The sequence below is a fragment of the Methanosarcina flavescens genome, assembly GCF_001304615.2.
GTDB classification, from domain to species: Archaea; Halobacteriota; Methanosarcinia; order Methanosarcinales; family Methanosarcinaceae; genus Methanosarcina; species Methanosarcina flavescens.
Genome location: NZ_CP032683.1, coordinates 2063521 through 2076252, shown reverse-complemented (window position 1 = coordinate 2076252; position 12732 = coordinate 2063521). Strand labels below are relative to the sequence as shown.

Annotated in this window: 8 protein-coding genes and 1 CRISPR repeat array (1 of these 9 only partly in view); of the genes, 2 read left to right on the top strand and 6 right to left on the bottom strand. The window is 39.1% G+C overall.

Going from position 1 to position 12732, the window contains the following annotated elements:
• Nucleotides 1-466: 466 nt before the first annotated feature.
• From AOB57_RS09160 to AOB57_RS09135, 6 genes are all read right to left on the bottom strand, one after another.
• Nucleotides 467-1078: an ABC transporter ATP-binding protein gene (locus AOB57_RS09160; protein ID WP_054298337.1), complete on the bottom strand. Its 612-nt coding sequence runs from the start codon at nt 1076-1078 to the stop codon at nt 467-469.
• The gene (locus AOB57_RS09155) at nt 1068-2045 is read right to left on the bottom strand and encodes an oligopeptide/dipeptide ABC transporter ATP-binding protein (RefSeq protein ID WP_054298338.1); all 978 of its coding nucleotides are present in this window, start codon (nt 2043-2045) and stop codon (nt 1068-1070) included. The genes AOB57_RS09160 and AOB57_RS09155 overlap by 11 nt, the downstream gene beginning before the upstream one ends.
• A 35-nt stretch (nt 2046-2080) precedes the next feature.
• On the bottom strand, nt 2081-2938 hold the full coding sequence (locus AOB57_RS09150; protein ID WP_054298339.1) for an ABC transporter permease: 858 nt from the start codon (nt 2936-2938) through the stop codon (nt 2081-2083).
• Between the two features lie 22 nt (nt 2939-2960).
• Nucleotides 2961-3953: an ABC transporter permease gene (locus tag AOB57_RS09145; protein WP_054298340.1), complete on the bottom strand. Its 993-nt coding sequence runs from the start codon at nt 3951-3953 to the stop codon at nt 2961-2963.
• Between the two features lie 284 nt (nt 3954-4237).
• Complete coding sequence (locus AOB57_RS09140) at nt 4238-5845, bottom strand: ABC transporter substrate-binding protein (RefSeq protein WP_054298378.1); 1608 nt, start codon at nt 5843-5845, stop codon at nt 4238-4240.
• A gap of 569 nt (nt 5846-6414) precedes the next feature.
• Nucleotides 6415-8007, bottom strand: coding sequence for an ABC transporter substrate-binding protein (locus AOB57_RS09135; protein WP_054298341.1), 1593 nt, complete (start codon nt 8005-8007; stop codon nt 6415-6417).
• 538 nt (nt 8008-8545) lie between these two features.
• On the opposite strand from AOB57_RS09135, the gene AOB57_RS09130 reads away from it, so the two are divergent.
• Together AOB57_RS09130 and AOB57_RS09125 are read left to right on the top strand one after the other, a co-directional pair.
• Nucleotides 8546-8971, top strand: coding sequence for a helix-turn-helix domain-containing protein (locus AOB57_RS09130; protein ID WP_167829587.1), 426 nt, complete (start codon nt 8546-8548; stop codon nt 8969-8971).
• 230 nt (nt 8972-9201) lie between these two features.
• Entirely contained in the window at nt 9202-9831 is a 630-nt protein-coding gene (locus AOB57_RS09125) for a GNAT family N-acetyltransferase (RefSeq protein WP_054298343.1), read from the top strand.
• A gap of 604 nt (nt 9832-10435) precedes the next feature.
• Nucleotides 10436-12732: a CRISPR direct-repeat array (repeat unit 37 nt; unit sequence ATTCGAATGCAAGATCCACTAAAACAAGGATTGAAAC); it runs 4090 nt beyond the window's last position.

The window sequence follows — 12732 nt, the reverse complement described above, 5'->3', positions numbered from 1 at the left end:
TCTACAAAACCTATAACTTTATTTTCTAGGTAATATATTCCTGGGAAAACTCCTGCATGGAGGAATTTCGTATGTAAAGATCCCAGCTTTTACAGCAGGATCGTCCTCCATTATTTTCTGATTTCTTCTTCATTTGTGCTGAAAATTCCTACTCCTTTTACATCGGTATCGTCAATCACAGGACAGATGATTGACAGTTTTCCTTCCTCCCGAAGGGAAAAAAATCCCTTCTCCCGTGCTCCCAGATTAGTTTTTCAGCCTCAGACTTGTTCAGATTTTATGCAGCTCTCAGGATAACGAGAGTGCAAGCTTCAGTTTTAGTCAGCATCTTTTTCGTGTACTCATCAGTAATTGGTATAGTTTATTTCTCCGAAAAATTATTGAGGAATGGGTGTAATGAGGGAAGAGTTATTTAAGAATCTTATACAATTTATGTAATTAACCACTCTAAAAGTTCTATTTTTACTCAAGCACTGGATATATCTCTTAAATAAATAGTATCGTGGCATAATCTATTAATTAAATTCCTATCATGGCTCACGACCAGTACTCCAATATTAAGCTCTTCAACTATACTCAAAAGTACATTCCAGATCTGAGCCTGAGTAATAGCGTCTACCATTGTAGTTATTTCATCGGCAATTAAAAACCTGGTTTTAGGGCTTAAAGCCCGGGCAAGGGCGAATCTCTGGAGTTCTCCTCCGGAAAGCTCATTTGGCCATCGGTTAAGCCAGCTCTTTTTTATTCCGAATGAGTCTAAAATATCCTGTGAAACGGTATGCCCCTCATTTAAGATATCTTCCATTCTCCATTTGGGATTTACAGCTTTTTCCGGATGCTGGAAGATAAGTTGAACCGGATTATAGCCTTTTGACGGGAGAGGTTTTCCATCCAGACTCACTTTTCCCTTATACCTGGTTTCATAGCCAGCTAATATCTTACATAAGGTCGATTTCCCGCTTCCACTATCTCCAACCAGTCCCAGTATTTCTCCACTGCCTAAAGAAATATTAACGTCTTTTAAAATTAAATTATTCTTTTTGTATCCGAAAGTTATATTTTCGCCTTTAAGATACATTGTTGCACCTCACCACTCCTCCATTGACCTGCCTAAGCTCAGGGATACCCTGAGAGCATAGAGCTTTCTTTTTGGAACATCTTTCATAAAAGATGCATCCGTCAATGACTTCATCTTGCATTGGTTGATGACCTTTAATTACCTGGAATTTATTTTGGGGAAGCGCGTTCCAGAGGGCTCGGGTGTATGGATGCCTTAAGTTCTCGCCATCGTTCTTGAAATCCTCAACATTAGCTACTTCCAGGACTGTGCCTGCATAGAAGACGGCAATTTTATCGGAAATCTTCAGTGCTGCCTCTATATCATGAGTTATAATTATTACTGCACAGCCTTTATTTGCCATGTCTTTGAAATAATCCAGCGTCTCATTCAGAGTCTTTTCGTCCAATCCAGGAGTAGGCTCGTCTGCAATTACAAGCTTTGCAGATCTTATTACTGCAGTGGAAACCAGAACTCTTCTGGTCATCCCGCCTGAGAGCTCATGTGGAAACATCTTTTCAACATCCGGTTTTAAGCCGTATCTCTGAAAGATTTCCTTCTGGAGCTTCTTCATCAAGCCTGCTTTTTCTTCCTCCACACACCCTATTACCTGATCGGAAACCCTCATCAAAGGGTCCAGATAAGTTACGGATTGGGGAACCAGAGCTATTTCTTTACCTCTTAATGCTTCCTTTCTTTCCTGGGTAAGCTCTTCGCCATCATATTCTATCTTACCATTGAGTTTTGCATTTGAAGGCAAAATTCCTAAAATCGCATGGGCAAGAAGGCTTTTTCCGGAACCGCTTGATCCCACTACAGCTAAAATTTTTCCATTATAAGCCTCTATACTCAAATTGGAGATTACCTTTAATTCAGTCTGCCTGAGCCCTGAGGTATATTGAACAAAGGAAAGTGAGAGGTCTTTTACTTTTAACAGTGCTTCAGTCTTCCTGCTTTCTTCAGCATTAATTTCTGCTTTACTTTTCATATTCTCACCTTTAGATTGAAATTTTCACATACAACTCATTCATGAGCAGTTTTCGGATCAATTATTCTTCCCAGATTGTCTCCTATCATATCAAATGCCAGAACCACAATCAGGAGTGATAGCCCAGGGAAAAATGCAAGCCACCAGTATCCTGCGGAAAGGTATTTCATAGACTCTGATAAAATGATACCAATCGCCGGTTCGTGTGGGGAAAGCCCAAAGCCAAGGAATGTGACCGAAGCTTCGTGAAGAATGGCATGAGGAAACATCAAAATCGCGCCAAGCAATATCTGGGGAACTAAATGGGGCAGGATATGTTTTGTAGCTATCCACCATTTTGATTTTCCAAGGTTCCTCGAAATATGGATGTATTCCTGGGTCTTTAGTTGCTTGATCTCTGCTCTTACTACCCTGGTCAGGCTTGTCCAGTGCGTTAACGCGACACCCATAATGACTCCATAAGCCCCTCCTCCGAGCCCTATGGAAATGAGGATTATCAATAGAAGATGAGGAATCGAAAGGAACAGGTCTACCAGCCAGGAAATAAAGGAATCTGCAACTTTTCCTGCGCTTGATAGCAAGCCCAGAACTACAGCCAGTACGGTACTGATTGTAGATGCAAAAGCTCCGACCAGAATGCTTAAACCAAGCCCTTTGACAGTCCGTATAAACATGTCCCTTCCCATCCAGTCTGTCCCAAACGGATGTTCAGCTGAAGGGTTAAGGTTTTTGGAGCCAAAATCAGTCTTTAAGGAATCTTCATCCAGAGTGACACTTGAAACCACTATCGTAAGCAGCAAAAGTGATGTCAGACCTATTATCAACAGGGTTTTCTGCCTCAGGTTCAGTCCCCGGAATACTCCTTTGTTAGCTGTTACAACAGCAGTGCTCATATTCCAGCCTCCTCTATAATGTTCATACTGTTGCCTCCTGCTGTTTTATTCTAGGATCAACGAATTCGTAAATAATATCAGCAATCAGGTTTCCGGAAAAGACAAATATTGCACTGAAGATGACTATCCCTAAAAGCAGAGGCACATCAGACCTCAATCCTGCTGCTACTGCTGCCTGCCCTATTCCAGGATAGGAAAAAACCTGTTCAACCAGAACTGCTCCTCCGAACAATTCGCTGAACCCTAAAAATTGCAGAGTAATAGCAGGAAGTGCAACGTTCCTGATTCCATGTCTCAACACCAGGTCCAGCCCTTTTTCACCTCGTGCTTTTGCAAATAACACATAATCGCTGGACAAAACTTCGATTAGTTTTTCTCGGGTAAACATTGCGATCTGGGCTACTCCCAGTAAACTCAGGGTTAATGCAGGGAGAATTAAATGCCGTACCTGGTCAAAAAAAGTCACGTTGTCAGCCGTAACCCCTATGGGCACACTCAAGCCTATCGGGAACCACCCTAGACTTACGGAAAATACCATCAGCATAACCAGTGCCAGCCAGAATGTCGGAGTGGCTGCCAGCACGTAACAGTAAGTTTTTATTGCTCTATCAACCCATGTGCCCTTATTCATTCCTGCTACTATCCCCAGAATGAAACCCAGTACTCCTGAGAACAGCCATGAAGTTGCCATAAGGACGAAAGAGGCCATAGATCTTTCTTTAATCACATCGGCGACCGGCGTCCGGTAAATCAATGATACTCCAAAATCCCCTTTGAGAATATTTCCTGCCCAGTTCAGGAATTTTTCCTTCGGAGGGGTATTGACTCCCCAGTATTCTTCAAGTTTGGTTTTATGCTCTTCACTGACAGTCATTTCGCCTATATAGGCTCTAACAGGGTCTATGGGAGAGTATTGAATAAGCATGAAACTTACAAAACAAACTACAGCAAGAAGACTTACCAGCCTGAGTATTTTTTTCCCTGCAAAACTTGCTATTTTTTCGGTATCCAACACACGCTTCCCTCACTATTATTACTCGATATTAAATTTACTTTGGAACAACCATAATATTTGCGATTAATTTAATGAAAGCTCATACTTTAAAGTCGAAATAGATTTTCCATGCACACTAACTATTTACTCTCGGTCATGGTCGAAAATAAAAAGAATAAAAAAAGGGAATTCAAAGCGCAGTTTAAAAAATGAGAGAAATTCTCACTTTAAAGAAAATCTCTCACTTTGCGAGTACTTATTTTAAATTATCATTCGCTCTGAATCACCACTTTTTTAAGCTTCACTCATTTTTGAGCAGGATCGGTTGCGTTTTTCCTTGTCCATTCGTAAATATTTCCTAAAATATCTGATCCGGCGTTTTTCTCCGGGGTTCCTATATCTATGGTTTCATCAACTGCATAGAGATAATCCATTGTTACAAGCCATAACCATGTAGCATCTCCTGCAGGCCCAAAGCCTGTATTTCCATCATACGCAGCTAGCTGCCAGTTTTTGATAGCCTGATCCTGGTCTGAAGTTCTCAAAGCTGTTTCCAGATACCCGTCTACGACAGGATTGCTGTAAAGGCCAGGGTTTTTGTATGTATCATCAGCTTCTTTAGTATGATACTGCTGGTACAGATTGAAAGTATCTATACTGCTGTAGGCGTATAAAACGGCTGAACTGTACTGGTTTGCGTATATTTCATCCCAGTTTGTACCGACAAGGTTTATTTTTATACCTAATTTTTTAGCCTGTTCACTTACGGCTACTGAAAGAGCCTGTCTTGTCTGGTCGGATGAAGAATAATACAGGTCAAATTCTGCTTTAGTTCCGTCTTTTTCCCGGATACCGTCGCTATCTGTGTCTTTCCAGCCTGCATCTTCAAGTATTTTTTTAGCTTCTTCAGGATTCGAGTCGTTGATCCTTGCTTCTGGATTTCCAAAGATCCTCTGATCCACACCTGTATATTCTACATCTCCCTTTCCGTATATTACCCCGTCAAGTATTGCTTTTCTGTCAATCCCCGTGTTTAATGCTTTTCTAATTGCGATGTCCGATGTTACATTATTGCCTATAGGGTCTCCTGTAAGGCTTTTTTTGCCGGTATCGTTCTGCATTGGGAAAGAAATTCCGAATGCTCTTGAGGAGGGAAGCGAGATTATGTCATAGCCATCTACGGTCTGATTTGCATGGATGATATCGATTTCAGCTATGTCTACTTTGCCGGACTTTGCAGCTGCAAATGCAGTGTCCTTGTCCATGAATAACATGGTTATTCTTTTGAAATACGGCTTCTGTCCATAGTAATTGTCATTAAGTTCAAATATTGCCTGCTGACCTTTATCCCACTGTACCATTTTGTACGGGCCTGACCCTATAGGGCTGGCTCCATAGGTCTCTTTTTTATAGGCATGTTCAGGCACGATTCCAACATACCTGAGCCTCCAGATGAAACTGGACTGGGGCTCTTTTAGTTTGAATTCAACTGCAGTCTCATTTACTGCCCTGGCGTTTTCAAGGTTACTCATATCGAGTTCAGAATTACTCCCAATTGCAGTATTGAATGTAAATGCAACATCTTCAGCTGTTAACTTCTCTCCATCTGTGAATTTTACATCGTCTCTTATATTTACAGTCCATGTCTTCCCATCAGGACTGACAGAATAACCTGTAGCAAGGTCATTTACTATACTGCCATCATCCGCTGATTTAAAAAGGGTACTCTGTATTAATGGCTCAAAATTCACATGACCGCATCCCCATCCCAGAAGAGGGTCAAATCCTGTTTCCGGTTCTCCTGTATGCGAATATACATTTACTACCAGTTCATCGGAAGCCCTGGAAGTCGAGCTGGCTGATACAGAACCTGATTCTGAGTCTGGTGCAGAAGCTAGCCCAGAATCATCCATCGAGCTGGATACACAGCCGGACATAGAACTGATAATACCAATAACTGCTATAGTTACTATCAATGCCCCTACAGACAAATGTTGCTGGTTTTTCTTGATCGGAACTCCTCCTGATATATTAGTATCCTGAATACCCTCGACTGAAATCCATAGCGTTTTTCTATGAATCTTTACTGAAATAAAGAGAGTTTTTTAAATAATATTTTACAGAAAATTTGTAGAAGTGTTACTTTTCCTCAAAGTAATGTTAAATGGATTAACACTAATTTTTCTATAAGTACTTTGTCATAAATATGTAGTATTTAATCTAAATTTTAGAAAATATAGTAATACTAAATCTAAATCTCGAATTCTTACTGGGTCTTTTAATAAGTATTCTATAAATGAAAAATATAATTTTATATTATCTAAACAGGGGGTCAATAGTCTCTGTTTTTATTTCGTTACCAAAGAATTTTTTATCTCCGTATCTATCAATTTTGATTCATTCTATTGAATGAAAAGAGTCTTCCCGAATAACCTGAAAAAATAAGAGGATTTGAGTGAATGCCTCAAATCCCTGTTTAATCTCATGCACGTTTCCATTCCAGAATGCTACCAAAGATATCTGCTCCATGGGGCTGTATTTTTGGAGTTCCGATATCAAGGTCTTCATCCATTATGTAGACATAATTAATGGTTGCCATCCACATCCAGGGAGCGTCCCCTTTTGCGGAGAATCCTGTTGTTCCGTCCCAGGCAGCCTGCTGCCAGTTTTTGTTGGCAGTTTCCTGGTCAGGGCTGGTTATGGCTTTTCTCAGGTAACTGTCCACAGCAGAATTGTTGTACATTATTACATTGTTATGGGTTGAGGGATCGTAGCTCTTACTGTAATATCTTAAGTATATGTCAGTCGGGTCCAATGATCCATAACCCCAAACATTTGGAGTCGAATAGCAAAGGGAGTAAATCTCATCCCAGCTCTTGCCCTCGACTTTAATATTTATACCCAGTTTTTTAGCTTCTTCACTTACTGAAACCGCTAATGCCTGCCTATCCTGGGCGTTTGCAGGATACAGAAGAGTAAATTCGGCTTTCAAGCCATTTTTCTCAACAATGCCATCTCCATCAGTATCAATCCAACCGCCTTCGGTTAAAATTTTCTTTGCTTCCTCTATATCTCCGTCTTCGAAAATAGCTTCCTTATTACCCCATGGCAGTTTATCTACGCCAGTGAATTCTTCTTTTCCCTGCCCATTTAAAGCCCCTTCAATCAGCGCCTGCCTGTCTATCCCGATGTTCAGAGCTTTTCTTATTGCAGGGTCAGAAGTCACATTATTTCCGATTGCATAGCCGTTTTCGGTTTTTTCTCCAGTATTCGGATTCATGGGGAAACTTATCCCACGGGCATCTATGGAATCAAGGGATACTATTTTCATCCCAGCTACTTCCTGATTGGCGTAAGAAGCAGGAATTTCAGCCAGGTCGACCTGTCCTGCCTTTGCTGCTGCAAAAGCGGAGTCTGATCCCATAAAGAGCATAGTTAACTTTTTGAAGTATGGCTCCTGTCCGTAATAATCCGGATTTGCTTCAAAGATTACCTGCTGCCCTTTGTCCCATTGCACAAACTTATATGGGCCCGAACCTATTGGATTGGACCCATAAGTCTCAGCGTTGTAAGCATGCACAGGGACAATGCCAAGAGCTACCAGTTTATTGATGAAGGTAGACTGAGGGTCGTTCAACTCAAATTCAATGGTATAATCATCGGTTGCTGTTGCCTTTTCCAGCATGGATAAATCTATACTTCCACTTGCATCTGCTGCCGTGTTAAACGTGAATGCTACGTCTCTGGCTGTTAAAGGCATTCCGTCATGGAACTTAACACCGTTCCGTATTGTAACGGTCCACTTCAGTCCATCGCTGCTGACCGTATAATTTGTAGCCAGGTCATTAATCAGGTTTGCCTCGCTGTCCCTTTTGAAGAGAGTGCTCTGAACCAGAGGTTCCCTGCTGTTTCCCCAGCCGGCAATCGGGTCAAAACCTGCTTCTGGCTCTCCTCCATGTGTACCTACTGCTACCACAAGTTCATCCGAACCCTCAGAAACTAATTTATCCGAATATCCGGATACAGATCCATCAGAGACCTGAGGAACCGGGCTGACTGACTCGCCAGCCGGCATGAAAGCAAAAGCGGCCGCGACAATTAGGGCTATTACCCCTATTAAGAGATATTGCTGGTTTTTCTTAATTTAAACTCCTCCTTTTTCTCTATTATTTGAGTTATTGCAATAGTATTACATTACTGGGGGCATTTTAAATAATTTATAACCTATAAAATAACACATATAAAATAAAAATTAATACTATAGCAATACTTTTTAAGCTAAAATTAAGATTAATAAAACCATTTTGTATAAATACTTTCCTAAATATATGTAATACTAAATTAGTAGTTTTAGAAGAAATTGTGTTACAAAATCTAACTCAACTATGGGCACAGTATCCCTTTATTCGTGATCACGATTACCAAAATAAGGATTAAAACTTGACTAATGTATTAGATATTTTGTAATCTGTAAAACTTAAAAATAAACTCTATCAAAGTAAAAATAAAAACATAGTCTACTAGCTATGAAAACATTGTTATCCTGTGATTTTGAACCAGGGTTACTACATTTTTTACGCAAACTTTAATACATATATGCCATATTATATTATGTGTCCAAACCTGAACAGATCCCCGTAACTCGCCATCTAAGTTATGACAAGCTTGTTAAAATGATCAAGGCTGAGAAAAATCCCCGAATTGTCCAACGTCTCATATTTATTAAAGCCCGTTATGAAGGCAAAAGTGTTAAAGAAGCCTCAAATATTGTTGGAGTCTCCAGAAGCAATGGGAATATCTGGCAACAGAGATGGAACGCTCAGGGTTACGAAGGCTTAATACCTCAATTTAGAGGCGGAAGTCCCTCAAAACTCTCAGACCTCCAGAAAGCTAAGTTAAAGGAAATGCTTAATGAACGGAATAATTGGCGAACTCGAGAAGTACAGGATCTGATTCTTCAAGAATTCGGTGTCGAATACAGCCTCAAACAGGTCTGGATTATTCTTCAAAGTTTAAAAAGAGCAGGTAAGAGCAGGTGAAAACAATTAATTGATCCGTGACTCAAAGTTATTTCTCTAATTTTGAATTTGAGGTTATCAATTTCCGACCATGAAAAAGTAATTCTGAGATTTTTTTATTTAGAGTTAAATTATAAAAAAAGTTTAATGTATATATATAATTTGAAAAATATAAAAAATATAGAATATTGGAAAAAGATAATGAAAATAAAACAAGAAGTAAGTGTTTTTATTTATGAGGTATGATATGTTTGAATATTCGACAGGCTAAAATTGAAGATGCAGAAGAAGCGGCAGAATTAATTTGCATGGCCTGGGGAGAATGTGCTTATGTGCTCGCAGGTTCTAATAATCAGAAGGTTGCACAAGAGGTTATAAAGAAATTCTATAAGCAACCAGATAATATTTTGAGTTATCAAAATATTTATGTCGCCGAGGTACGTAACCGTATAGCAGGCTTGATTTTATCATTTCCCTCAGACCATTTTCCACGTTTGAGTAAGCTATTGGTAGAAAAGCTTCCTAAATTTTATAAATCCGATGCTAAAGATTATCAAAGAAAAGTAGTTCCCATGTTAAAAACAAAAGAGGCGGAACCTGGCGAATATTATATAGATTCACTTGCAGTTTATCCACAGTACCGAGCATGTGGGATTGGAAGTAAATTGCTAAAAGCAGCTACTCTCAAGTCTCATAAACTTGGCATTTCTAAAATCTCATTGATTGTTAAACCCGAAAACAAAGGTGCTCTAAAATTATATAAAAAACATGGATATTCTGTAAGAGGGAAACTGAAACAGGCTGGTACGAACTTTTTGAGCATGGTTAATCTAATTAATCAGACTGGAAAATCAAGCAGTAGAAAAGGCATTGTCCAGTAAATTGTTATTGTTTCAAGTGTAGTTGAACACCCTTTTCCCATTTTTTCTTATTTTCTACTATTATCAGCCTTCTTATTCCATTTTTAATTCATGAGCAAGCTGCTAATCAAAAAATGTGCAAAAAATCGAGATTTAAATCTGTTTTATTCAAAAACTCTTTTTAAGGCTCAAAAGGAATTTGGAGAAAGATTAAGAGTATAAGAGTAAGAAAGATTAGTGACGGAGTTGTCTAAATATTATCGTTTTTGAAATGTTAAAAATTACTATATAAGCTGTTCCTTGAATTTATTAAAAATGACTTTAAATACGGCTCTGTAGAAAACCTACTTAATCGTCATTAATAGACTTAAAGTTCTCAGCAAAATTGAATCAGGCAATTCAGTTTTAATTTGTTAAGATTGGTTATTTCAGAGGATTTCTACAGAGCCTTAAATACAAAAGTTTAATAGAAAGAAAGGCATATAACGAGATATTTCCAAACCTCTAAAAAACGCTGTTTTTCTTGTATTTATAAAGGGTTTGATAATATCCCAACAAGAAATTTAGTTTTAATATAGGACTAATCTCAGGCTTTTTCTAGCCAAATAAAGGAAAATTTTCCCCTATTCGAATGCAAGATCCACTAAAACAAGGATTGAAACGAGAAGTCTGACGGCTGATGTGTTGCTATCCACTGATTCGAATGCAAGATCCACTAAAACAAGGATTGAAACACGGCTTTGACCTCCCTGCCCCCTTAATCCTTGATGATTCGAATGCAAGATCCACTAAAACAAGGATTGAAACTTTAATTTTTAGGATAAGTAGGAAGGTATATATACAAATTCGAATGCAAGATCCACTAAAACAAGGATTGAAACTGCTTTCTCAAAACGGGAAAGCGAGGAAATCCCACAGATTCGAATGCAAGATCCACTAAAACAAGGATTGAAACTAGTCAACAACATCCCCGTGTTTGTTGGCGAAATTCGAATGCAAGATCCACTAAAACAAGGATTGAAACCCGGAATTAATACAGTAGTGTTTTATAAAAAATCATTCGAATGCAAGATCCACTAAAACAAGGATTGAAACTATTAGATTTTCTAAGGGAGTCGCCTGTTATAATAAATTCGAATGCAAGATCCACTAAAACAAGGATTGAAACGTGGATCAGGGCAACCCTCTAAGGACTGATTAGAATTCGAATGCAAGATCCACTAAAACAAGGATTGAAACTTAAGGAACGGCTTCTCTCGACCACAACCGGCGAAATTCGAATGCAAGATCCACTAAAACAAGGATTGAAACCAACCATTGTTCAGGTCGCAACTGAGCGCACTTCTGAATTCGAATGCAAGATCCACTAAAACAAGGATTGAAACCTTTTGCAACTTCTACAGCCGCTTGGAGTACAGGAGATTCGAATGCAAGATCCACTAAAACAAGGATTGAAACACCTTGTTCTGGTATTTTGCTTTCTTGCGATTCCTATTCGAATGCAAGATCCACTAAAACAAGGATTGAAACCCTCATTCCGGTACTACTGTACCAATTCCTTGTAATTCGAATGCAAGATCCACTAAAACAAGGATTGAAACCCCTGACAAACTCAAAGATTCCGGTACTCTGGAAGATTCGAATGCAAGATCCACTAAAACAAGGATTGAAACGTTAAGAGCACTCCTTACGCCAGCATTGGAATGCGAATTCGAATGCAAGATCCACTAAAACAAGGATTGAAACATAAGTCGCTCTATAACTCCCTGATACGACTCTCTAGATTCGAATGCAAGATCCACTAAAACAAGGATTGAAACTTTTATTTTCGATTGTCGAAACTACTTCTTTCTCGCATTCGAATGCAAGATCCACTAAAACAAGGATTGAAACCTAAGTTCAAGACCTGAACTAAGTCTATACGGTGCTATTCGAATGCAAGATCCACTAAAACAAGGATTGAAACTTTTTCGAATGAACGCAAGTAATTTTGAGATACGAATTCGAATGCAAGATCCACTAAAACAAGGATTGAAACTCCGAACGCCCTTCAGCAGTTAATACATTCAATTCCGATTCGAATGCAAGATCCACTAAAACAAGGATTGAAACCATAACGATTTTACCGGATAAGGTAACAAAAAGAAAATTCGAATGCAAGATCCACTAAAACAAGGATTGAAACATTGAAATTGTGAAAGAGTCCTGAAACGAGAAGCCCCGATTCGAATGCAAGATCCACTAAAACAAGGATTGAAACAGATAAGAGTCTACAGCATCTCGGCAGATTTGGGAAATTCGAATGCAAGATCCACTAAAACAAGGATTGAAACCTACAAATCCAAGTCTGATAGGCAAGTGTCTTTCCTTATTCGAATGCAAGATCCACTAAAACAAGGATTGAAACCAAACATTAAGGTAAATCCGTTTTTCTGCTCAAAGATTCGAATGCAAGATCCACTAAAACAAGGATTGAAACTTGTTGCAGGGTCTGCATCTGCATAACTATCTGCATTATTCGAATGCAAGATCCACTAAAACAAGGATTGAAACTGTCATTATTAAATCTGGACAGTCTTGGATGTTCTATTCGAATGCAAGATCCACTAAAACAAGGATTGAAACACAGTCTTGCAGCTTCGCAGGTTGTACCTGATCCAGATTCGAATGCAAGATCCACTAAAACAAGGATTGAAACATAGTTTTATTGCGATTTCAGTCGCCCTGTCGAGTGATTCGAATGCAAGATCCACTAAAACAAGGATTGAAACTGCATTGCAAAAATACGCTCAGATGAGCCTATCCGCATTCGAATGCAAGATCCACTAAAACAAGGATTGAAACTTCAGTTGACGCAGCTACAGGCGGGATAAGCGCACTAATTCGAATGCAAGATCCACTAAAACAAGGATTGAAACTCAT